Origin of the sequence: Marinomonas sp. ef1, from assembly GCF_002806845.1 — a bacterium.
In the GTDB taxonomy this organism is placed as follows: Bacteria; Pseudomonadota; Gammaproteobacteria; order Pseudomonadales; family Marinomonadaceae; genus Marinomonas; species Marinomonas polaris.
Genome location: NZ_NHTT01000004.1, coordinates 108,288 through 132,403 on the forward strand (window position 1 = coordinate 108,288; position 24,116 = coordinate 132,403).

A 24,116-nucleotide genomic window follows, 5' to 3' on the forward strand; every position below is an offset into this window, starting at 1 on the left:
TTTAACATTGACCCGGCACAAGAATGACGTCGGGGTCTAGGAAGCAAGTATGCATTTTAGTGTTATTTTACGTGTCATCGGATTATTGGTAATGGTGTTCAGTGTGTCGCTGATTCCACCCATTATCGTTTCTTTGATTTATTCTGATGGCGCACTCAATGCGTTTCTTTATGCATTGGGCGTGAATTTATTAGGCGGCTTTCTTCTATGGTTCCCAGTTCGGAATGAACGTGGGGAGTTAAAAATTCGTGATGGCTTCTTAGTCACTGTGTTGTTCTGGACAGTACTAGGCTTGTTCGGTTCGGTGCCTTTCTTCTTAGCCGAAACACCAGACTTAACTTTCACAGATGCCTTGTTCGAATCTATCTCAGGACTCACTACAACAGGGGCAACCATACTCACTGGCATTGATGCTTTACCTCAATCAATTCTGTTTTATCGCCAGTTACTTACTTGGTTAGGTGGCATGGGTATCATCGTATTGGCCGTTGCCATCATGCCGATGTTGGGCATCGGTGGTATGCAGCTGTATCGCGCTGAAACACCGGGGCCCGTAAAAGACACTAAACTCACACCACGAATTGCCGAAACTGCGAAAGCACTTTGGTACATTTATGCGACCTTAACCAGCGTTTGTGCCTTGGGTTATTGGATCGCCGGAATGAGTTTATTTGATGCGATTTGTCATAGTTTCTCAACGGTGGCTATTGGTGGTTTCTCGACTCATGATGAGAGTATTGGTTATTTCAATAGTGTCGCTATTGAGATGATTTGTACCTTCTTTATGATTGTATCGGCGTTCAACTTCGCACTGCATTTCTACGCTTGGCGTCACAAAAGCGTGTGGCATTATTTTAAAGATCCGGAAGCACGTTTCTTTTTATTGATACTTTCCAGCACAGTTATTTTGGCAATTCTCGTACTTGCTATGACGTCGACTTACGACTGGAGTACCTCAATACGCTATGCTGTATTCGAGAGTGTATCAATTGCGACAACGTCCGGTTTCAGTACATCAGACTTTGCTAGCTGGCCGCATTTTTTACCCTTCTTATTGATCGTCACCTCGTTTGTCGGTGGCTGTGCCAGTTCGACCGGTGGTGGTATGAAGGTTATTCGTATACTTCTGATCCTCAAGCAAGGTATGCGAGAGATCAAACGCTTGATTCACCCAAACGCTGTTATTCCGGTTAAGGTGGGCGGCAAAGCCATCAATGAACGAGTTGTGTCTGCGGTATGGGGATTCTTCTCAGCCTACTTATTAGTTTACGTGGTGCTAATGATTGGCCTAATGGCAACAGGATTAGATCAGGTAACGGCTTGGTCTGCCGTTGCTGCGACATTAAATAACTTGGGGCCAGGTTTGGGCGACGTAGCTTCCAGTTTTACCAGCGTCAGCGACCCTGCAAAATGGATGCTGTGTTTTTCTATGTTGTTGGGTCGTTTGGAAGTATTTACTTTATTGGTGTTGTTCACGCCAATGTTCTGGCAAAAATAGAAAGCGCTAAAATTAGATAACGCATAAGGATCAAGACAGTGACACCGGCGATTAACCAACTTAGAAAACTGAAGATTGCGTTTAGTATTCACGAATATGAACACGATCCACATTGTTCTAATTTTGGCGAAGAGGCCGCAGAGAAACTCAATCTCGATCCTTCTTGTGTGTTCAAGACTCTATTAGTCACCGACGACAAAAATACCTTCGTCACCATTGTGCCAGTGACTGGTACCTTAAATTTAAAACGAGCTGCCAGTGCGCTAGGCGTTAAAAAATTACACATGACAGACGTGAAAGATGCCGAGCGACTTACTGGTTATTTGGTTGGCGGTATCAGCCCAGTAGGGCAAAAGAAAAGCCTCATCACTTGTATTGACCAAAGTGCACAGACGTTTGAAAAAATCTATGTCAGCGGCGGACAACGAGGACTGGATATCGGCCTAGCGCCAAATGATCTTAGCCGCACCTGTCGTAACGCCATCTTCGCAGCGATTGGTGAAGTAAAATAACGCTCAACACCATGATGAAATAGTAACGAAACAAACAACGTAATTCAAAAAAGGCATTCCTATGGCGCAAATTAAACCCATCATTCTATTAGACCGAGACGGCGTCATTAACCAAGACTCAGACGCTTATGTAAAATCTGTCGATGAGTGGCAGCCTATCTCTGGCAGCATTAAATCCATTGCGGCATTGTCCAAAGCAGGCTTTAAAGTCTTTGTGGTAACTAACCAATCAGGCATTGCTCGTGGCTATTATGACGAAGCCACACTGCATGCCATGCACGATAAAATGACCGCGCTAGTCAAAGCAGAAGGCGGTAAAGTGGATGGCATTCAATACTGCCCTCATGGCCCAGATGATGACTGCAACTGCCGCAAACCCAAAAGCGGTATGATTGAAGCGATTGAAGCAGAACTAGGCTTATCATTCGAAGACAACCCAGCCATTATGGTCGGAGACTCTCTACGAGATCTTCAGGCAGGAAATGCTCGTGGTTGTTCACCAGTATTGGTTTTAACAGGAAAGGGCCGTGAAACGCAGTACAAGACGATAGACTTCCCATTCAGCGTCTACACAGATCTTGCCGCATTCACCATTGCGACACTGCACAAATACAGCTAACCGGATTTAGAGAGTTTACAATCTAAAAAAATACCTTGTTAGTGGACATTCACTAACAAGGTATTCGAATGCAACAGCTAACTGCCTCGCGTCATCCCAGCCAATCTCTGCCAACTAAACACCATTAATAACGCTAGAACCAATAAAAGATACGGAAACGCTGCGGCACTAAAGACCTCGATAATTGGCCCAGTTAACGACGGTGCCACCAAAGCACCTAATCCACAACACACAAAAACGTACCCCGTACGTTTGCCATTGAGCGCCATAATGCTGTTGGCATAGGAGAACAACATTGGAAAAAATGCCGAACATCCCAAACCCAACCACAAGGCAATCACCACTAACGAAGCATCGGAAAAAATCATCATCAAACTTCCGCTGAAACTCACCACCAGCAAACCATAGATACCTTGTCGGGGCGTAATCCAACGCAACAAAAATACCGAGAACAAACGACCCAACGACAAACTCACAAAGAACCAAGTAACCAAAATAGCCGCGGTATTTTGATCTTCACCAGACAGAACAGCATAAGTACTGATCCAACCAGCGATAGTTATTTCAAAACCCACATATAAGAAAATGACAGTTAGAAATGCCAAAAAAGTCGCTTTTTGTTTTGTCGCTGGCACTACTTCACTGGCTCGGACTTCGAAGGTTGGACTCGGTTGTCGCCATAACAACAACGGCAGAAGCAAAGCGTAAAGCGCCACCATCCAATAACCTGCGCCATAACCATGACCCGTCCACTGAGCGAACACCAAAATCAAGGGTGCAAGCATAGATCCAGCACTGTGACACAAATGTAAAATGGTGACATAAGAGCCAACTTTTTCTTTATGCAGCCACAGCATCATCATATTGCCACCCGCATTAGCCGATACTTCTGTCGCGCCTAGCAAGAAAAACAACACCACCAGCATCGACAATCCAGTCGAGAACGGCACCAGCACCAATCCGGTAATCATGCAGAGCAGCATTACGATAAGGTAATGATGACCTTGCCAGCGATCAAACATCCTCCCCGCCAACAAAGCGCCGAGAATATTACCTATGGCACGCGCAGTAAAAACAATTGAGATTTCAGCAACAGAGGCATCAATTAAGTCGGCCAAGTAAATTAAACTCGGTCCTAGCAAGCCCGCGACCGCGCCGACAGCAATAAACATGGCACAATACAGCGCAGTTCGAGTTAATTCCTTCATCGGGCAACATCCATTTTAAATATTATTTTTGAATGGTATAAAGATGATTTTGATTTAATCACGCAACTTGATTAATTAATAGCCACCAATAACAAAATCTCTAACGACCATAGAATCGATTGGCATTAAAAATAAAATAGATAATAATGATTATTATTTTTCCTAAATCGACTTATGGCTAACCAAGACAGACTTACTCGTATAGAAAAGGTTTTAGACTACATCCACGAAAATCTGGATGAACCTATTCATGTCACTAGCTTGGCGGAAAAAAGCTGCTGGTCGCGCTGGCAGTTTCAACGAGTATTTGGTCAAGCAACTGGTCTTAGCGTTGCTCAATACATTCGGGAATTACGCTTAAGCAAAGCTGCAGAACTGTTACTATCAAGTAAAAATAGGCATGTAGATATTGCGATGCAATGTGGTTTTGATTCGGAAATAAGCTTCTCCCGCGCCTTTAAACAAATGTTCAACTGTACCCCTAGGGATTATCGACAACGTGGAAAACGTCATGGATTACGTACGCCACTACAATATAGATGCCCTAATAAAGCCCAGACAGAGACGCCAAAAACATTCACTCAAATACGTATTGAAAGTCGCGATGGTTTTCACATTCAAGGCAGATACGATTGGATTCGGGGACTATTTTCAGCTTCTCCGAATTTTTCAGAACGCGTTCCACGGCTTTGGTCTCAAGTTATTTCAGAAGTAAAGACAGTTACAAAAGGCTATCGTCCAATTGGCATAATAGACACTCAGGACCATGCCCAACATCCAGATCAAATGCTTTATTGGGCCGGGTACTTAGAGCCAATAAAAACATCATCCCCAACCATTTTTAGTGGCGCCAACCCATTTAATACCATTCTACTAGATACGGTGAAGGTTCCACTTCAAGAATACGCCGTCATTCCCGTTTATGGAAAATCTTCGGCAGTTGAAAAAGCACTAGAGTGGTTTATCTACCAATGGTTACCTGAGTCCAATTATTACGGAGTACAAGGTTACGAATTAGAAGTTTACGAGCCAGATTACGATCCAAACAGTCCTCAGAGCTATATGGAATATTGGCTTCCGATCAAGCCAAGATAGCTTTTATATAATCTAATCCAATGATTTCTTCCTCTCTCTTCCTCTTACTGAAGATGCACCAAAAAGTTAAGTTTTATATTTCCAATAAAAGTAGAATGATATTCATTATCAATATTGTTTTATTCTATTTCCGGAGTTAACATGAAACCGTCTGTGCATTTCCAACTCACTTTGCTTGCTTTAGCAATTACCTCAGTGCCGTCTTACTCTCTCGCAGCTGATACGTCAGAAGCAACAGATACAAGCTCAGAAGATCAATTAAGCGCATTAGTGGTAAAGGGGCAGACTTATCGAAATACAGCGACAAAAACCCAATTAGATCCAGAAGAAACACCCCAAGCTATTTCAGTGATTGAACAAAGCTCACTACAACAAAGAGGCACGGAAACCGTTGCGGAAGCTGTTCGATACACCTCAGGTATTAACACTGAATTACGTGGCGGAGCGGTAACACGATTGGATTTTTTTAATATCCGAGGGTTTGAAAATGACAAAGCCTATTATGACGGACTGCAATTACTCTATAACGATTGGAACCTACAACCACAAATCGATATGGCAGCGGTAGAACAAGTTGAAGTATTTAAAGGCCCGACCTCAACACTTTATGGCGCTATGCCTCCTGGGGGCATGGTGAACCTCATCAGTAAAACGCCTCAATCTGAAAGCCAACATAGTGTGGAAGTAACATTAGGTAGCGATAATAAACGCGAAACACAAATCGATAGTACTGGAGCGATTAACGACACAATGAACTATCGCGTCGTCGGTCTATTTCGTAAAAAAGACGGACAAGCTGTAACATCAGAAGAAGAACGCATCATGATAGCGCCATCTATTGATTGGAAAATCAGTGATGACACTATGCTTAACCTCAATCTGTATTATCAGAAAGATCCAAGCATGGGTATTTATTCTACCTTGCCATCAAAAGGAACCGTCTATAGCAGCACCAATGGAAAACTGTCTGCAGATGCTTATGCGGGCGACACAAACTGGGAAACCTACGACAGAGATGTACTTTTACTTGGCTATAAACTCGACCATAAAATAAATAATACTTGGAGCTTTCTTCAAAATGCTCGTTTCACTACAGCAAAAGTTTACCAAGAGAACACTTACTCTTCCTCTTTAGACAGTGATGAAAGAACTCTAAATCGTCGTGCTTACCTGACTGATGAAAAATCGGAAGGCATCAATATAGACAACCAATTTTCAGGCGTTTTTGATATTGGCAATGCCGAACATAATGTCTTGGTCGGCGTGGATTACCTCAAGCTCAAATCTGACGTTATATACGAAGATGCTGTAGCGCCTAGCATCGATCTATATAACCCAAATCACGACCAGATTATTAGAGATAACCTTGATTTTGCTGGGTCTGGTTACAGCAGCGATTTCACTATCGACAAAGAACAAACGGGCGTGTATCTGCAAGATCAAATACGCCTTGATCAGTGGGTCTTTATTGCCGGTGGCCGCTACGATCAATTTAAAGCAACTGAAAAGGGTCGTAAATACGGAAATATAACAAACACCAAAGTCGATCAGAGCCAATTTAGTGGTCGAGCCGGCGCACTGTATGAATTTGATAATGGCCTAGCGCCATTCATTAGCTATGCCCAAAGCTTCGAGCCTGTCACAGGCTCAGACAGCAAAGGAAAGACCTTTGATACTTCCACCGCAGATCAATGGGAAGCCGGCCTAAAATACAAAAAACGAGATATTACCGCCAGTGCGACCGCCTTTGAGATCACTAAACGTAATGTACTTACCCGCGATCCAGACAGCACAGACTACAGCCAAAAAGTCCAAGTGGGGGAAATGCGATCTCGTGGTATCGAACTTGAGTTACAACAAGCGATTACACCTGATGTCACCGTAAAAGCCGCCTATACACTTCAAGACGTTGAAGTCACCAAAGACAACAGCGGCATAGAAGGTAATACGCCGGTTTGGGTACCCAAAAAGCAATTTAATACTTGGCTAACTTATACGCCAACCGAAGGAAGATTAGCCGGTACATCACTCGGTGCAGGCGTACGTTATGTTGGCCAAATGCAGCTCGACGCAGCAAATTCTAATACCGTACCGTCTTTTACATTGGTCGATTTATCCATAGGTTACGACTTATCAATGCTGTCTGCGCAATGGCAAGGAGCCAGTGTCAGGTTTTCGATGAGCAACGTATTTGATGAAACCTATTACAGCTGCTACGACGAATCCAACTGCTGGTTCGGAGATGAAAGAGCCTTCGAAGTCAGTGCACGATATGAGTTCTAAACATTTCATAGCACAACTTAGCAGCAATACTAGAGGTATAGAAAAATCGAAAGGCCTATAGATCGTCTTTTCAACATTGCAAGATCTTACATTGCTGTGCTGGATGGGCAAGAAAGTTTGTCTGATAAAAAACAAAGCACAACCAACTTATCAGCCAAAGAGCCAGAGCAAGCATTGCTTGTTTTACATGAAACACTACAAGAGGCGCACCCAGAAACGGGTGCGCCTTATTGGCGTATTCGATGTTGGGGGTTGGCTTGCTGGCAACCAATCTATCTGGCTATGATTTGCGTTTATCAGCTCAAAGCTGTGCCGTTGCGCTTGCAAGAAATAGAACAAAAGCAAAGTGGCGAGATGGTCGCTGGGTATTTTTTACCCGATGGAATGTGGCAAGAGGGAAGTCACAAGACGCTGATAAAAACAGCCAGTGAACAGCTCAATACGATGTTCCAATCCTTTGAAACAACCCATGTTGATGCCTTTGGTGGAAGACCTGCACTTTATCAAGGTTTGCTTGCTGATCAGTTAATGAGTGCGTTAATTGCTATAAATAATTTGTTGCCCGATGAGCAAAAATACAACCTAGAAACGGATTTTCAACTTTGGGCGCAAGGGATGAATTTGCCATTAAAACCTCTTGCTGGTCTAAGTCAGCAAGAAACAGAAACACCTGTTTTTGTGCGTCATACTTGCTGCTTGCACTTTCGCCGTGACGGCGGAGAGCTCTGTACAAACTGCCCAAGACTGCACACAAAAAGCGCCAAACAAAAACAGCAAAATACAATTAATCAACGGTGATAAAGGTAAGTGATTATTATAAATAAGTAATTTAGTGTAAGTACTCACTCTCAATTTAAAGCCTAATAAATATAAATTTAAGAAGCTAACTCTTCATTTCGTTGGGATTGTATAGCCAAAATATCGGTAATATTGTCTTCAATCCAATCAGCCAAACTAGCCACTCGAACGGACACTTCTAGCCCTAAATCCGTCAAACTATATTCCACATGAGGCGGTACCACAGGATAAGAAGTACGTAACACAAAGCCATCTAATTCCAAGGCTTGAAGAGTTTGCGCGAGCATCTTTTCACTGACACCCACAATCTTACGACGCAATTCACTAAAGCGCTGTGTGTCACCATCTTTAAGAGCAACCAACACCAACACACCCCAACGACTGGTGACATGTTTCAAAATATCACGTGAAGGGCATTTGTCTGAAAACACATCGCCTTTATCAAATAAGCGCGACATGCCGTTCTGTGAAGTTTGTAAATTATTTTCCATACTTACCTTTTTGTACGTACTTACTAAAAGTTTGTTAGTGATATATTCTACTTCCATCAACTTAAAACTCAAAGGAGAATATTATGATTTTAGTTACTGGCGCATCTGGCCAACTTGGCCGTTTAGTTATAGATAACCTTTTAAACACCACACCAGCAAACCAAATCGTGGCAGCGGTTCGTAACCCAGAGAAAGTCGTCGATTTAGCAGAAAAGGGCATTCAAGTTCGCAAAGCGGATTATAGCGACCTTGATTCTCTTGTTGCAGCCATGCAAGGCGTGGAAAAAGTACTATTAGTTTCTTCAAGTGAAGTGGGTCAACGTACTGCTCAGCACAGCAACGTAATCAATGCAGCTAAACAAGCTAGCGTCGCTTTGATTGCTTACACCAGTATCTTAAACGCGGACAAATCGCCTCTTATTTTGGCAAAAGAACACGTAGAAACAGAAAATCTGTTAGCGAAATCTGGCGTACCTTATGTACTACTTCGCAATGGCTGGTACTCAGAAAACTACACAATGGGCGTAGCAGGTGCACTAGAGCATGGTGTTGTGGGTTGTGCTGAAGATGGAAAACTGTCTACTGCAGCACGTGCAGACTATGCCGCTGCCGCTGCCGCGGTACTGGTTAAAGACGGACAAGCTGGCAAAGTATACGAACTAGCGGGTGACAACTCCTTCACACTAAGCGAATACGCTGCAGCGATTAGCAAAGTATCAGGCAAAACCGTTGCGTACCAAAATGTTCCTGAAACAGAGTTCACCAAGATTCTTGTAAGTGTTGGCCTTCCAGAGGGCTTTGCAGCGGTTCTTGCAGATTCAGAAGCTGGCGCAGCCAAAGGCGGCTTGTTCAGTGACAGCAAAGACTTATCAACGCTAATTGGCCGTCCTACGACGTCCATTGAAGACAGCATCAAGGCGGCGTTGTAAGTTTGTACACCTAAATTTGGGTATAAAAAATTAAGTATAAAAAAAGCGGTTAGAGCTTTCACTCTAACCGCTTTTTTATTGAGCAAACTAAGACTTAAATGTCTAGGTTCGCTACGTTCAAGGCGTTTTCTTGGATGAAGTTACGACGTGGTTCTACTTCGTCACCCATCAAGGTTGTGAACATTTGGTCAGCGGCAACAGCATCATCGATGGTAACGCGAAGCATGCGGCGCGCTTCTGGGTCCATAGTGGTTTCCCAAAGTTGCTCAGGGTTCATCTCACCCAGACCTTTATAACGCTGGATAGTCATGCCACGAGACGCTTCTTTCATCAACCACGCTTTCATGTCGCTAATGGTGTGCACTGCTTCACGACGTTCACCACGTTGAATATAAGACTCTTCACCAAACAATTCCGCTACGGTTTCAGACATAGCAACAATACGTTTGTACTCTGGTGAGTTGAAGAAAGTGCCTTCAAAACGGTAACGGTTCGATACACCATGAGACATGATATCGACTACTGGTAAGTAGATATTACGTTCATCGTCTTTCTCTACAGAGAAGTCAAAACGGAAACCAGTACGAGCATCTTGTGGCATTTGGCTACGAATAGCTTCAACCCATTCCATAACCGCTGCTTCTTTGGTCAAATCTTCTTGTGTTAGCGCTTTGCAGTACAGAAGTTTACCCATTACATCTTTTGGATACACACGAGACAAACGTTCAACATCGGCTTCAATGTGAATGTAATCACGTACTAATTTCGCCAAATGCTCACCTTGGATGCCTGGAGCATCTTCGTTGACGTGCATATGAGCACCATCTAGCGCCACTTCGATTAGATGTTGGTCCATCGCAGCTTCGTCTTTGATGTATTGTTCTTGCTTGCCACGTTTGATTTTAAACAAAGGCGGTTGTGCAATAAAGATGTGACCACGTTCGATGATTTCTGGCATTTGACGGAAGAAGAAGGTCAAAAGCAAGGTACGAATGTGCGATCCATCGACGTCGGCATCGGTCATGATAACGATGCTGTGGTAACGTAATTTGTCGGCGTTGAATTCGTCACGACCGATACCACAACCTAATGCAGTAATCAGGGTGCCAACTTCAACAGACGCCAGCATTTTGTCAAAACGGGCTTTTTCGACGTTCAAGATTTTACCTTTAAGAGGCAAAATGGCTTGCGTACGACGATCACGACCTTGTTTTGCCGAGCCACCTGCAGAGTCACCCTCCACTAGGTAGATTTCAGAAAGCGCTGGGTCTTTTTCCTGACAATCGGCCAATTTACCTGGCAAACCAGCGATGTCTAACGCACCTTTACGACGCGTCATATCACGAGCACGACGCGCTGCTTCACGCGCACGAGCCGCATCGATCATTTTGTTAACGATTATTTTGGCTTCGTTTGGTTTCTCTAGCAGGAACTCAGAGAAGCGCTTGGTCATCTCTTGTTCTACGGCAGTTTTTACTTCAGAAGACACAAGTTTGTCTTTGGTCTGAGAAGAGAATTTAGGATCTGGCACTTTCACCGATACGATAGCAGTCAAGCCTTCACGGCAGTCATCGCCTGTTGTCGCCACTTTTTGCTTCTTCGCTAGACCTTCTTTCTCAATAAAAGTGTTTAGAGTACGAGTCAAAGCACCACGGAAACCAGCAAGGTGAGTACCACCGTCGCGTTGTGGGATGTTATTGGTGTAACAGTAGATGTTTTCTTGGAAGCCTTCGTTCCACTGCAATGCGACTTCTACGGCGATACCGTCTTCTAGGTCATCACGCTGGCAGATGAAGTGGAAAATATCGTTGATTGGTGTTTTGTTAGTATTCAAATGCTCAACAAAAGAACGCAAACCACCGGTGTAGTTAAAGAAATCTTCTTTGCCAGAGCGCTCATCTTTGAGTCTAATCGCAACGCCCGAGTTCAAGAATGACAATTCACGTAGGCGCTTAGCCAAGATGTCATAAACAAATAAGATATTGTTAAAAGTAGCAGGAGAAGGTTTAAAATGAACTGTTGTTCCCTTGCCATCAGAGTCGCCAACAATGGCCAATGGTGCTTGTGGAACACCATGTACATAAAGCTGTTCGTATACTTTGCCATTTTTTCGGATGGTCAAAGTAAGCGCTTCAGATAGGGCGTTTACAACCGAAACACCTACACCATGAAGACCACCGGAAACTTTGTATGAGTTATCGTCAAACTTACCACCAGCGTGAAGTACTGTCATGATAACTTCAGCGGCAGAAACGCCTTCTTCTTCGTGTATATCAACCGGAATACCACGGCCGTTATCCGAAACAGAAATCGATTCATCTGGATGAATCAGTACCGTGATCGTGTCACAGTGACCAGCAAGGGCTTCATCGATGGAGTTATCCACGACTTCAAACACCATGTGATGCAAACCGGTGCCATCGTCAGTATCGCCAATGTACATGCCAGGGCGTTTACGTACGGCATCTAGCCCTTTGAGCACCTTGATACTGGACGAATCGTATTTATTTTCACTCATTTAACTCTCCTGCAAACCTTTGCTCAATAAAGACAATTCGCCATTAGTCATAGAAAATTGACGAACGTCTGTGGTGTCGGCCCAAGTAAAATCCGTTGTGTCAGGCTCGACACTGGTAATAAAAATTTGGCTGTTTAATGACTCCAACAACTGACAAAGTTTCTGTCTGTGGTTAGCGTCCAACTCTGCTGGTAAATCATCCACTAAAAATACCAGAGGGCGACCCATATCAATCAGTAGCTGTCCTTGAGCAATCTTTAACGCGGAAACGACAAGTTTTTGTTGGCCACGTGACAGCGTATCTAACGCATCTCCCGTCGCCGTTTTCACACGTAAATCTGCTCTTTGAGGGCCTGTGTGCGTATAACCTAACTCGATGTCTCGCTCACGTCCCGCTTCAACCGCCATGGCTAAATTTTTCTGTGCATCCCAGCCTTGAAAGAACTGCAAATTCACCGAAAGCTCTGTGGTTAATAGCGATAAAACCTTCACAAAATGCGGTGTTAATTTTTCCACATATGCTTTGCGAGATTGATTGACTTGCTCACCCAGTCGGATCAATTCCTGATCAAATGCCGCCAATAAACTGAGGGATATTTTACCACGTCTGAGCAAGGTATTCCGCTGTTTTAATGCTTTTTGCCAGCCTCGCCATGCTTGAATGAAGTCTTTATCGAAATGAAACGCCCCCCAGTCAATAAATTGGCGACGAATGCTCGGAGAACCCTCTAATAATCGAAATGCATCAGGGTTAATGAGCTGTACTGGAAGACGTTCTGCAAGCTCAATAACAGATTGCGCACGCTGTCCTTGAATGCGGACATCTATTTGACCATCACGATAGCGCTGTAAACCGACACGGATCGGACTACCGTGCGTTTGTTGAAGCTGCGCAAAGACAATACAAGCCTCGTTTTCGTGTTGAATATAGGTCTTGTGCTTGTGACTACGAAAGGAGCGACCAAACGACAATAGGTGAATGGCTTCTAAAACAGAGGTTTTACCACTGCCATTTTTGCCAACAATCACATTTACTTGGGGCGAAGGTTCAAAGCGCACACTAGAAAGGTTGCGAACATGAGAGATGTCCAAACGCACCAGCGGCATAACTCTTAAACCTTAATTGGGGGAGGGAAGACAACCCACTTGGCATTTTAGAAAACTAAATCACCAAGCGGGTGATAGGTCTATCATCTAAGCGATGATTATAGACGCATCGGCATCACAACGTATTGTGCTGCGTGACTTTGTGCTTCTTCGATCAAGGCACTGCTGTTCGAGTCGTTCAATGATAAACGTACTTCTTGAGAGTCTACGACACCCAATACGTCTAACAAGTAACCCACGTTGAAGCCCACTTCCATATTGTCGCCTTGGTATTGCACCAATACGGATTCTTCGGCTTCTTCTTGCTCTGGGTTATTGGCAAACACTTGCAACATGCCGTTAGACAAAATCAAACGCACACCACGGTATTTCTCGTTGGAAAGAATCGATGCACGTAGAAATACTTGACGTAATTCCAAACGATCGGCAATGACAATTTTTTCATTATTACGAGGAATAACACGATGATAATCAGGGAATTTGCCATCAACTAATTTAGAGGTAAAAACATATTCTGCTACTTTCGCGCGAATATGGTTTGTACCTATCGTTAGCTCAACTACTTCATCTGTATCATTTAGTAAGCGGTTTAGTTCCAAAACACCTTTGCGAGGCACGATAACTTGCGTTAAATCACCGCTCACTTGAGCATCTTCAACAGCAGTCGCTAAACGGTGTCCATCAGTTGCTACAACTCGTAACTGACCGTCAGCCACTTCTAACAACATACCGTTAAGGTAATAACGCACATCTTGGTTCGCCATCGCAAAACCCGTACGGTCGATCAAACGACGTACGCTATTTTGTGCGATAGAAACCGTTAAATCGCCTTGCATATCTTGGATATTCGGGAATTCATCTGCTGGCAAAGTAGACAAGCTAAAACGTGAACGACCTGAACGAATAACCGCTTTTTGGTCATCCAAGGTGAATTCAATTACCGCACTGTCAGGTAAGCTTTTGCAAATGTCCATTAGTTTACGGGCTGGCACGGTAATACGGCCTTCTTCGCACTCATCTAATGGCACATGACCTACCAATTCAACCTCTAAGTCAGAACCGGTAAGCGTTAATAGTTGGTCTTTTACTTCTACCAACACATTGGCCAAGACCGGCATGGTTTGTTTGCGCTCTACAACGCCTGCCACTAGTTGAAGTGGCTTAAGAAGTGTCTCGCGGACGACTGAAAATTTCATTATTTTCCTCGTAAACTCAAAGTCTTAGACCATCAGGTGGTCAGAATTCGCATCAATTGTTTGTAGTCTTCACGAATATCAGAATCCGTATCTTGCAGTTCTTTAATCTTGCGAATCGCATGCAAGGCTGTCGTATGATCGCGGCCACCAAATGCATCGCCAATTTCAGGCAAGCTATGATTGGTCAATTCTTTTGCTAATGACATCGCCACTTGGCGAGGACGAGCAACAGACCGGCTACGACGTTTCGACAGCAGATCACTGATCTTAATTTTGTAGTATTCCGCCACAATTCGCTGGATATTATCGATGTTTACCAGCTTATCTTGCAAGGCCAAAAGGTCTTTTAAAGACTCGCGGACAAAATCTGGCGTAATTGCTCGTCCAGTAAAGTGCGAGTTAGCGATAACACGTTTTAGCGCTCCTTCTAACTCACGTACGTTTGAACGTATTTTCTGAGCGATAAAGAATGCAGAATCATAAGATAACTTGATGCCACTTTCATCTGCTTTACGCATCAAAATGGCGACACGTGTTTCTAATTCCGGCGGTTCAATCGCAACAGTTAAACCCCAACCAAAACGCGATTTAAGACGATCTTCCAAACCTTGGATCTCTTTTGGATAGCGGTCGCAGGTCAAAATCATCTGCTGACCACCTTCTAACAAAGCATTAAAGGTGTGGAAAAACTCTTCTTGCGTACGATCTTTACCGGCAAAAAATTGAATATCATCGATTAATAAAGCATCCACAGAACGATAATAACGTTTGAAATCGTTAATCGCGTTCAACTGTAGGGCTTTTACCATGTCGGCAACGAAACGCTCAGAATGCAGGTAAACCACCTTAGCATTCGGATTATGACGCATCATTTCAGTACCAACGGCTTGCATTAAGTGAGTTTTACCCAAGCCAACCCCACCATATATAAAGAGAGGGTTGTAAGCACCGCCTGGATTCTCAGCGACTTGCAATGCCGCAGCATGAGCGAGCTGGTTGGATTTACCTTCGATGAAGTTATCAAAGGTAAACGAATTATTTAGATTCGCGCCGTGGTTAATACCACCCTCTACTTGTACTTTACGTTTGGGTGCCGTTAATGGCAGTTGGCCCTGTTCATAAGGTTCAAGCTCGCCACGCAATCCAGTACCCGACAAAGTTAATGGTGCTTCAAATTCAAGGTCAGCATTTGGGCTGCCTTCTTCGTCATCCATTAAGCCAAAACCCGGACGATAGCCAGATTCTCTAGCCACTTCATTATTTAAAGGGTTAATAGCCGGTTCACTTGAGACCGGAGGAGGTGGAGGAGACATCTGATTCGCTTGGGCAAAATTTTGAGCTTTCACCGCTAGCTTTAAAGCAGGTGCAAGATCATCGCCAGCAAATTCAGACAATAATTCCTTTATGCGCGTTTGATATTTGTTACTCACCCAATCCAACACAAAACGGTTTGGTGCACTTAGGCACAATTCTCCATTCGGCATCATTTCAGCCTGCAATGGACGAATCCAGGTGTTGAACTGAGATGTGGAAAACTCACCCTGCAAGCGCTGCAGACAAAGATTCCAATGCTCCAAAGACACTGTAGACGTACTCCCTGGTTGAGTGACAGACAAGGAGCGGATTTTACATCGGGCCCTTAAAGTTATCCACACATAATTAGAAAAAAACGTAACTCATAGGTTAATAGTAGAAATGTTAATAACACATGAGGTTATGCACAGCGGTAGATAAAAAAATATTATGTGCATAACAACATTACTTATACACATGTTGATGGCGGTTTATTTTAACCTTACCCACAAGTGGAAAAGTTTTTATCATTTTGATTTTTATACACATAAATTAATAAAAAACCGCTCTTGTGGATAAGATAATTTTATAAAATATTCTTTATCCACCAGTGAGGTAGAAGTCTGTGTGTAAGTGTTTAATGGATTGTGTAGCTATTTTTTTATTAATTAAGCTGTGCTAAGCATTGAATTTACTAAGGAAAGGCTCTAAAATCCGCGCCCTGATTTGACCAATCAAATGTAGAGGCTTGGCGGTCGCTAACCCTCAAAACTCAAACACTGCATTCAGTGAGAGAATTAAGATGAAAAGAACTTTCCAACCTAGCGTTCTAAAACGCAAACGTAACCACGGTTTCCGTGCTCGTATGGCTACTAAAGGCGGACGTCAAGTTATCGCTCGTCGTCGTGCTCGCGGCCGTAAGGTTCTAAGCGCATAAGTACGCTGATGACCGAATATTGTTTTCCTCGGCATGTCAGACTTCTGAATGCCGGGGATTATCAATCTGTCTTTAACGACACCTCCTCCAAAGTCTTCGCAGGCGAATTCCTTTTATTGGCACGAAAACGAGATGATGACCAAACTCGGTTGGGTCTTATTGTGTCCAAGAAAACGGATAAACGCGCGGTAGGCAGGAATCGTATCAAACGTTTGGTGCGTGATTCCTTTCGTCACCACAAAATACCTCTTTCTGGTCTTGATATTGTCTTCTTAGCACGACAAGGTATTAAGGAACTGGAAAACGCAGATTTGCACAACAGACTCGATAAAGCATGGGATCAGTTGGCAAAAAAAGCTCTAAAACCCGCTCAAAATAAAAAACGCGATCAATCTAGACAGAAATAGGCTGAAAAAACTGCCAAAGGCTGGTTTAATAGCGCGTGATTTTTATAAGGGTTCTGTGAACCTATTGTCCAACCAAACAAATTAGTTGAATAGCATGGATTTCAGACGTTACTTTTTATGGGGTGCGCTTTCTATCAGTGGCTACCTGCTGTTTTTACAGTGGAGCCAAGATTATGGCCCTCAGTCCACTCAAAGCGTAGCTCAAAGCACACAGTCTCAATCTGAGACAAACTCTCAAATGAGCGATGATTTGCCTATGGCGACTCAAAGCACAAGCGAAGCCAATGCCGAAATTCCGCAAAGTGTGACAAAAATCGCACCAGGAAAATTGATTGAAGTAACAACCGATACCCTTCGCGTTGCGATCAATCCTGTCGGTGGTGACTTAGTTGAAGCCGCTCTTCTTCAATACAAAAAAGAATTAGGCCAGCCTGATCCATTTGTCATCTTAGAAGATGGCAGCGAGCGCACTTATGTGACTCAAAGTGGTTTAGTTGGTCAAGATGGTCCAGACGCTTCTCCTGAAGGTCGTCCAGTTTACCAATCTGAAAAAACGGCTTACACCTTAGCTGATGGTGAAGATTCTCTTGATGTGAATCTGTACTACACTGATGCAAAAGGCGTGAAATACACGAAAACCTTCCGCTTTATGAAAGGCAAGTACCGTATTCGCCAATTGATCACGGTAGACAATACGTCATCAAGCACTTGGCGCGGTAACTTATTTGCGCAGATCAAACGTGACAACACACCAGATCCAAGCAAAGCGACTAGCATGGGCTTACAGCCTTACCTAGGTGGCGCGATTTCTGATGAGCAAACGAAATACACCAAGGTTTCTTTCTCTGACATGAAAGAAGATCCTATCAAAACAACCACTACCAAAGGTTGGGTTGCGGTACTTCAGCATTACTTCGTTTCTGCTTGGATTCCAGAACAGGGCCAAAAAGTAACCTTGCAAGCTCGCACTAATGGTGACTTTAACATCATCGGTTTTACTGGCACGCCAGTTGAAATAGCACCGGGTAAACAAGGTACGTTGAGCTCAACTTTCTATGTTGGTCCAAAATTACAAGATCACCTAGAAAGCACAGCAGAAAACCTTGATCTAACCGTTGATTACGGCTGGTTATGGTGGTTGGCTAAACCGCTTTTCTGGTTGCTAACACTGATCCAGTCTTTCGTTATCAACTGGGGTATTGCGATTATCTTGATCGTGGTTTGTGTAAAAGCTGTTTTCTTCAAGTTATCAGCGGCAAGCTACCGTTCAATGGCGAAAATGCGTAAATTCGGGCCTGAAATTGCCAAGCTAAAAGAAAAGCATGGTGACGACCGTCAGAAAATGTCGCAAGAAATGATGGCGCTTTACAAGAAAGAGAAAATTAACCCCTTGGGTGGTTGTTTGCCTATCTTGGTTCAGATGCCGGTTTTCCTTTCGTTGTACTGGGTATTGATGGAATCCGTTGAATTGCGCCATGCGCCATTCTTCCTATGGATTCACGATTTATCAGTGATGGACCCATTCTTTATCCTGCCAATTTTGATGGGTATTAGTATGTTTGTTCAACAATCACTTAACCCAACGCCTCCAGATCCAATGCAAGCTCGAATCATGAAGATTATGCCAGTGGCATTCTCCATCTTCTTCTTGTGGTTCCCAGCTGGTTTGGTTCTATATTGGGTAACGAACAACACCTTATCGATATTGCAGCAGTATGTGATTACAAAACGCATCGAAGGAGAAGTCTGATACTAAACAGGCTTAGGTTTCGATTAAAAAGGCTTCCCATTGGGAGGCCTTTTTTACGTTTAGATTGCCATGCTTGTCTTGCTAACGGACAATGACAGCAACCGCTATTTATTTTCTTTTATCGCACAGAGTTTGATTATGACCGACTTCCAATACGCCACAGACCAAGACACGATTGCCGCACAAGCCACCGCTCCTGGCCGAGGTGGCGTGGGGATCATTCGTTTATCCGGCCCAAAAAGCCTTGCCATCGCCAAGCAAATTGTCGGCTTCGAACCTAAACCACGTTATGCCCATTACGTGCCTTTCAAAACGACGGATCAAGAACAGCTTGATGAAGGCATTGCCTTATATTTTCCAGGCCCGAACTCCTTCACTGGCGAAGACGTCTTCGAACTACAAGGCCATGGCGGCCCAGTGATTATGGACATGCTGCTTAGCCATTGTGTGGCACTTGGCGCACGTTTAGCTCGTCCGGGGGAATTCTCCGAACGTGCTTTCATGAACGACAAAATGGACTTAACCCAAGCAGAAGCCATTGCTGACTTGATCGACAGTACGTCAGAGCAAGCAGCTAAATGCGCGTTACGCTCCTTACAAGGCGCTTTCTCGAAACGTGTTGACGAGCTGGTTGAAGCCTTGATTCACCTACGTATTTACGTGGAAGCCGCGATTGACTTCCCAGAAGAAGAAATCGACTTCATCGGTGACGGCAAAGTCGCCGCGGAACTGGCTGGCATTCAAATTAAACTGGCAGAAGTACTCAAAGAAGCCAACCAAGGCGCCTTGATTCGCGAAGGTATGAACGTGGTTATTGCAGGGCGCCCAAATGCTGGTAAATCCAGCTTGTTAAACGCTTTGTCTGGCAAAGAATCCGCTATTGTCACCAATATCGAAGGAACTACTCGTGACGTGTTGCGCGAACACATTCACTTAGATGGCATGCCGCTGCACATTATCGACACAGCCGGTTTACGCGATAGCCCAGACGAAGTAGAGCGCATTGGTATTCAGCGCGCATGGGACGAAATCAGCAAAGCCGATCGCATTCTAATGATGGTTGACAGCCAATCGATAGATTCAAAAGACCCAAGCGAAATCTGGCCAGAATTCATGGAAAAACTCGGCGATACCAAACACCTAACTTTGGTGCGTAACAAAGTCGACTTAACCAAAGAAGGCACGGGTATTGAAATGATTTCAGGCGTCCCTGTTGTCTCTCTATCGGCAAAAACAGGCGAGGGCGTTACTGATTTAACTGAACACCTAAAAGCCGTCATGGGCTTCGACAGCACGACTGAAGGTGGTTTTATCGCTCGTCGTCGCCATATCGAAGCACTTAACAAAGCCAACCGCTTCTTAGACGCAGGCAACGAACAACTCCACGGCTACGGCGCAGGGGAATTGCTGGCTGAAGATCTCAAAGAAGCCCAACAAGCTCTTAGCGAAATCACCGGCGCTTTCACCAGCGATGACCTGCTAGGACGTATCTTCGGCTCGTTTTGTATTGGGAAGTGATAAACAAGTAAAAAAGCATTCGAGCTCTAAACCATAAGGTTTAGAGCTCGAAAAAGCCTCTTAACCCACGGTCATTTTGACTTTCGGGTAGCGGACTTTTTTGCTTCTTGGGCTGGCGAGGAAGTAGGCGAGCGTCAGTGGCCCAAGGCGGCCGATAAACATCAAGAAGATGATGATGCCTTCCCCTGTGTTACTCAATGATCCGGTTAAGCCACGAGAAAGGCCAACGGTGCCCAATGCCGATACAGCTTCGAACACCACATCGATCATTTGCGCGTGTTTTTCACTCACCAATAATACGAATATTGCTAACCAAGTGACACCGATGGAAATCATACTCAAGGCCAGCGCTTTGCTGATCACTTCCTTAGGAATCTCGCGCTTAAAAACGTTTACTTCTTCATCGCGGCGCAGATAAGCGTAAGTAGCTAAGACCAACAACATAAAAGTCACGACCTTGATTCCGCTGGCGGTACTCAAGGACCCACCACCAATAAACATCAGCACCAACATCAGCGCGGTCGTGGCGTCTCTTAGTTCTTCAATGGCAAGAGTATTAAAACCCGCAGTACGTGGGGTAACTGCTTGAAACCAAGACGCCAGCCATTTGCCTGTTTCGTTCAGTGGACCAAGCGTGTTTGGATTGCTGTATTCAATGAAATAAATCGCAAGCAAAGCCACCAAATTGATGACAATGGTGCCGGTAATCATCATTTTGCTGTAAGGAGAAAGTCGCGCCCAACGGCGATTTTTCATTAGATCGATCCATACAGAAAAACCCAAACCACCAATGATGAACAAACCGCTAATAGTAAAGTTCACAATAGGATCGGCCACGTAGGGCATTAAGCTCGCTGAGGAGAGCGCAAAACCGGCGTTATTAAAGGCGCTGATGGTGTAGAAAAAACCATGAAACAAACTGGTTTTCCAACCCAAGGTTTCACTCCAATGTATCGCGAGAATTAATATACCGATGACTTCTACAATCAAGGAAAACAGCAATACTGACTTTGCGGTAGAAACGATGCTAGAGGCATCAGTTTGATTGAATGCTTCAATGGCTACCGTACGCTGTAAAAAGCCAATACGGCCGCCCAACGCGACGAGAGTAACGATAGCGAAGGTCATTAAGCCAAGACCGCCACATTGAATCAAAATCGCAATCACAACTTGCCCAAACGTGGTAAAAGCAGTGCCTGTGTCTTCTACCACTAAGCCCGTCACAGTGACGGCAGACGTTGCGGTAAAAACACTGTGTAACCAAGAAATCGGTTGTGTGGTGGCAATCGGTAATTTAAGCAGCAAGGTACCGATAATAATCAACAATAAGAAACCACCACATAAAATCAAAGGTGGCGCCGCCATGATTTTTTTCGCCGCTTTTGGATGACGCTCTATGGCGGTAACCGCAGGATCCCAATTCACCATCTCAAGCCAGCCTTGGTGCAATATGTTTAAGTTCACTGCGAGGGCCACACAGCAACAAGATATCTTTCTCTTTTAGAACAAAGGTTTTGTCTAACTGCAAAAACGTCTCTTGCTCACGTTTAACCATCACCGCATCGACTTTTCCCTTTGCGGGGTCTAAAACATCACCAAGAGGACGTCCGTCTAGCTGTGGTTTGATGTGAATCTCCACCACGTACAAACCATGACCTATAGACAAATAATCGTTCACCATCGGGTAATTCAGTGCTTGCGCTACTCGCACACCCATTTCTTCTTCTGGATGAATGATACGTGCCACGCCTAGTTTAGAAACAATGGTATGATGTGTGCGGCTACTGGCTTTGACCCAGATTTCTTTTACGCCGAGCTTTTTCAGTGCCAAGATGCACAACAGGCTGGATTCCATGTCTTCACCAATGGCCACCAGCACAGCATCGCTGTTAATTAGGTCGAGCTCTTTTAACGCGTTTTCATCTGTGGAATCGCAAATCATCACTTGAGTGAAGTCATCAACGTACTTTTCCGCAATTTTTGCGTCTCGATCTACACCCGTTACCGTATGACCTAAATAAATTAGCTCCATGCTTGCCGAAACCCCAAAACGCCCTAAACCAATCACTGTAAAATGCGCCATATTGATTACCTTTTGTTCGTATTTTTGAAGAGTCTTTCGATAATTTAACGATCAGATAACAATCGATAACCCAGACCAGGTTCCGTTTTGATAACGCGCTGATCATTGGCATTATCGTTGAGTTTTTTTCGCAGCTGGCTAACTAAAATTCGCAAGTAATGCGAGTCTCGGGTATGGGTCACGCCCCAAATTTTAGCCAGCAACTCTTCTTGCATCACCAGTTTGTCTGGCGTGGTCATCAGCATGCGTAAAAAGGCAAATTCCTTCTTGGTTAACGCCAAGGGGGAACCTTGTAACCAAGCCTGATTGGTGCTGATTTCTAGCTTAATATCTTGGATTTCTAGGACATCTGCCGATGAGTGGGTATTCACTAAATCCCGTAGTAAAACTTTCACTCGGGCAATTAATTCGCGAATGCCGAAGGGTTTGCTCAGGTAATCATTAGCGCCAGCTTCAAGCAGGCGAATCTTTTCATCTTCTTCATCCCGAGCAGTCAGAATCAAAATAGGTGTGTTGCTGGTAGCTCGCACATAGTTGACCAAATCCATGCCATCACCGTCTGGCAAGCCTAAATCCAAGATCAACAAATGCGGTGAATCTTGTTCAATCACCTGTTTTGCAGCGGCGATGGATTCCGCACCAAGATACTCAAAACCTTCTGCTGCTAATGAAATTCGAATGAAGGTATGGATTTGAGGCTCGTCGTCGACCACCAAGATTTTATAAGGGGTCATGATGCATTACCTTTTTCATTAATGGACGGTTCAACGCATGCAGGTAAACAGATACGAATTAGGCAGCCTTGCTCGACGGGAACAGATTGAATAGAACCATGGTGAGCAGCAATAATGCCTTTTGATACCGCCAAACCTAAACCTGTGCCGCTGTCATTACGTTTGAAAGAGTCGACCGAATAAAACAGCTCAAAGATGGTTTCAGACTGGGCAGAGCTGATACCAACCCCTTGATCTCGCACATCAATAACCACCTGAGGATGCTTATTATCTGTATCCAATAATTTTATAGAAATGGTGACAGGTTTATCTATTGGTGAGTATCGCAAGGCATTATCGATAACGTTAAAAATTGCCTGCTGAATAAGTGAAGCACTCACCGAAATCAGTGGCAGCTTGTCATCTATTTGCAGAATTAAACGAGATTTTTGCTGACTAAAACGATCCAATACAAGATGAATAATGGCAACGGCAGATTGCTCAGACACTCTTGGAACCACCACGCCATGGTGCAGTTTTGTCGCTTGCAGTAGGTTCTCTATGTATTGATGAAGACGATGACTTTCGATGGTGGCGCTGTCTAGCAACTCTTGCTTTTCCTGCTCCGAGAGCTTATCCATGTATTCTTTTAAGGTGCTCAAAGTACCAATAATGGTCGCCAGCGGCGTACGTAAATCATGAGAAACCGACAATAAAATACTGTTACGAAGCTGCTCTTGTTTTAATTGGTTTTGCTGATGTTGATATAACTCTGCCAGCTTACTGGTGATTACCGCCACCAGCAGAAATACCAGTAAATTCACTATGTCATCGCCATTAAACATCTCGAACGAATAACGCGGAACGGTAAACAGGAAGTTGAAGCAAAGCGCTTCAAACAGCGCCACGCCATACACCCAACGAGAACGACAGGATAAAGCGACTACCACCACGGCCAGTTGCAAAATCAACAAAACGGCAATATTTGATCCTAGCCAAATATCCAATCCATAGCTGATCAGCAAAGCCGTGCTAACAGCCAGTACCGCTAAATAGTGAGAGGGGATTGTTGGTGTTTTCATTTTCATGGTGTCGCTTGTCAACGCCTTTTAAGTAAGGAAGAGCACAAGCAAGACTGTAGCAAAGGGCGCAGAGATTGGC

At 44.2% G+C, this 24,116-nt stretch carries 21 protein-coding genes; 11 read left to right on the plus strand and 10 right to left on the minus strand.

The window, feature by feature from the left end:
* The first annotated feature begins 49 nt into the window (after positions 1-49).
* From CCS02_RS07080 to gmhB, 3 genes are all read left to right on the plus strand, one after another.
* Positions 50-1,498, plus strand: coding sequence for a TrkH family potassium uptake protein (locus CCS02_RS07080; RefSeq protein ID WP_011977851.1), 1,449 nt, complete (start codon positions 50-52; stop codon positions 1,496-1,498).
* A 38-nt stretch (positions 1,499-1,536) separates the two neighbouring features.
* Positions 1,537-2,010 carry a Cys-tRNA(Pro) deacylase gene (ybaK, locus tag CCS02_RS07085; RefSeq protein WP_100636218.1) on the plus strand — a complete coding sequence of 158 codons (474 nt, stop codon included), beginning with the start codon at positions 1,537-1,539 and terminating at the stop codon, positions 2,008-2,010.
* Between the two features lie 61 nt (positions 2,011-2,071).
* Positions 2,072-2,629, plus strand: coding sequence for a D-glycero-beta-D-manno-heptose 1,7-bisphosphate 7-phosphatase (gmhB, locus tag CCS02_RS07090; RefSeq protein WP_072839305.1), 558 nt, complete (start codon positions 2,072-2,074; stop codon positions 2,627-2,629).
* Positions 2,630-2,706: 77 nt separating this feature from the next.
* On the opposite strand, the gene CCS02_RS07095 is transcribed toward gmhB, so the two are convergent.
* The gene (locus CCS02_RS07095) at positions 2,707-3,837 is read right to left on the minus strand and encodes an MFS transporter (protein ID WP_100187213.1); all 1,131 of its coding nucleotides are present in this window, start codon (positions 3,835-3,837) and stop codon (positions 2,707-2,709) included.
* A 174-nt stretch (positions 3,838-4,011) separates the two neighbouring features.
* Here CCS02_RS07095 and CCS02_RS07100 point away from each other — a divergent pair, with 174 nt between their 5' ends.
* The 3 genes from CCS02_RS07100 to CCS02_RS07110 all read left to right on the plus strand — a co-directional run bounded on the left by CCS02_RS07100 (position 4,012) and on the right by CCS02_RS07110 (position 8,013).
* The gene (locus CCS02_RS07100; RefSeq protein WP_072839307.1) at positions 4,012-4,932 is read left to right on the plus strand and encodes an AraC family transcriptional regulator; all 921 of its coding nucleotides are present in this window, start codon (positions 4,012-4,014) and stop codon (positions 4,930-4,932) included.
* Between the two features lie 141 nt (positions 4,933-5,073).
* Positions 5,074-7,215: a TonB-dependent siderophore receptor gene (locus tag CCS02_RS07105; RefSeq protein WP_100636219.1), complete on the plus strand. Its 2,142-nt coding sequence runs from the start codon at positions 5,074-5,076 to the stop codon at positions 7,213-7,215.
* 75 nt (positions 7,216-7,290) lie between these two features.
* A complete protein-coding gene (locus tag CCS02_RS07110; RefSeq protein WP_269800426.1) occupies positions 7,291-8,013 on the plus strand; it encodes a siderophore ferric iron reductase in 723 nt (240 codons plus the stop codon).
* 77 nt (positions 8,014-8,090) lie between these two features.
* Here the strand turns inward: CCS02_RS07110 and CCS02_RS07115 are convergent, their stop codons facing one another.
* Positions 8,091-8,504, minus strand: a complete 414-nt coding sequence (locus CCS02_RS07115) for a winged helix-turn-helix transcriptional regulator (protein WP_100636293.1) — start codon at positions 8,502-8,504, stop codon at positions 8,091-8,093.
* 83 nt (positions 8,505-8,587) lie between these two features.
* Here CCS02_RS07115 and CCS02_RS07120 point away from each other — a divergent pair, with 83 nt between their 5' ends.
* Positions 8,588-9,433 (plus strand): SDR family oxidoreductase, encoded by an 846-nt coding sequence (locus CCS02_RS07120; protein WP_100187218.1) that lies wholly within the window; start codon positions 8,588-8,590, stop codon positions 9,431-9,433.
* 94 nt (positions 9,434-9,527) lie between these two features.
* Here CCS02_RS07120 and gyrB read toward each other — a convergent pair whose 3' ends face one another.
* The 4 genes from gyrB to dnaA all read right to left on the minus strand — a co-directional run bounded on the left by gyrB (position 9,528) and on the right by dnaA (position 15,837).
* Positions 9,528-11,951, minus strand: a complete 2,424-nt coding sequence (gyrB, locus tag CCS02_RS07125; protein WP_100187219.1) for a DNA topoisomerase (ATP-hydrolyzing) subunit B — start codon at positions 11,949-11,951, stop codon at positions 9,528-9,530.
* On the minus strand, positions 11,952-13,058 hold the full coding sequence (gene recF / locus CCS02_RS07130) for a DNA replication/repair protein RecF (protein WP_100636221.1): 1,107 nt from the start codon (positions 13,056-13,058) through the stop codon (positions 11,952-11,954).
* 98 nt (positions 13,059-13,156) lie between these two features.
* Complete coding sequence (gene dnaN / locus CCS02_RS07135) at positions 13,157-14,254, minus strand: DNA polymerase III subunit beta (protein WP_011977840.1); 1,098 nt, start codon at positions 14,252-14,254, stop codon at positions 13,157-13,159.
* Between the two features lie 32 nt (positions 14,255-14,286).
* Entirely contained in the window at positions 14,287-15,837 is a 1,551-nt protein-coding gene (dnaA, locus tag CCS02_RS07140; protein ID WP_072839314.1) for a chromosomal replication initiator protein DnaA, read from the minus strand.
* Positions 15,838-16,349: 512 nt separating this feature from the next.
* Between dnaA and rpmH the strand changes: the two genes are divergently transcribed.
* The 4 genes from rpmH (at position 16,350) to mnmE (ending at position 20,159) form a co-directional block, all read left to right on the plus strand.
* Positions 16,350-16,484: a 50S ribosomal protein L34 gene (rpmH, locus tag CCS02_RS07145; RefSeq protein WP_012072147.1), complete on the plus strand. Its 135-nt coding sequence runs from the start codon at positions 16,350-16,352 to the stop codon at positions 16,482-16,484.
* Positions 16,485-16,492: 8 nt separating this feature from the next.
* Positions 16,493-16,891: a ribonuclease P protein component gene (rnpA, locus tag CCS02_RS07150; RefSeq protein ID WP_100636222.1), complete on the plus strand. Its 399-nt coding sequence runs from the start codon at positions 16,493-16,495 to the stop codon at positions 16,889-16,891.
* A 94-nt stretch (positions 16,892-16,985) separates the two neighbouring features.
* Positions 16,986-18,641, plus strand: coding sequence for a membrane protein insertase YidC (gene yidC / locus CCS02_RS07155; RefSeq protein WP_100636223.1), 1,656 nt, complete (start codon positions 16,986-16,988; stop codon positions 18,639-18,641).
* Positions 18,642-18,779: 138 nt separating this feature from the next.
* On the plus strand, positions 18,780-20,159 hold the full coding sequence (gene mnmE / locus CCS02_RS07160; protein ID WP_100187294.1) for a tRNA uridine-5-carboxymethylaminomethyl(34) synthesis GTPase MnmE: 1,380 nt from the start codon (positions 18,780-18,782) through the stop codon (positions 20,157-20,159).
* 60 nt (positions 20,160-20,219) lie between these two features.
* On the opposite strand, the gene CCS02_RS07165 is transcribed toward mnmE, so the two are convergent.
* From CCS02_RS07165 to CCS02_RS07180, 4 genes are read right to left on the minus strand one after another with little or no spacing between them, the layout of a single operon-like run.
* Positions 20,220-21,623 (minus strand): TrkH family potassium uptake protein, encoded by a 1,404-nt coding sequence (locus CCS02_RS07165; RefSeq protein WP_232617121.1) that lies wholly within the window; start codon positions 21,621-21,623, stop codon positions 20,220-20,222.
* A complete protein-coding gene (locus tag CCS02_RS07170) occupies positions 21,589-22,242 on the minus strand; it encodes a potassium channel family protein (protein ID WP_100636224.1) in 654 nt (217 codons plus the stop codon). Before CCS02_RS07170 ends, CCS02_RS07165 begins: the two co-directional genes overlap by 35 nt.
* A 44-nt stretch (positions 22,243-22,286) precedes the next feature.
* Complete coding sequence (locus tag CCS02_RS07175; protein ID WP_100187227.1) at positions 22,287-22,976, minus strand: response regulator transcription factor; 690 nt, start codon at positions 22,974-22,976, stop codon at positions 22,287-22,289.
* A complete protein-coding gene (locus tag CCS02_RS07180; protein WP_100187228.1) occupies positions 22,973-24,043 on the minus strand; it encodes a sensor histidine kinase in 1,071 nt (356 codons plus the stop codon). The genes CCS02_RS07175 and CCS02_RS07180 overlap by 4 nt, the downstream gene beginning before the upstream one ends.
* Positions 24,044-24,116: the final 73 nt, after the last annotated feature.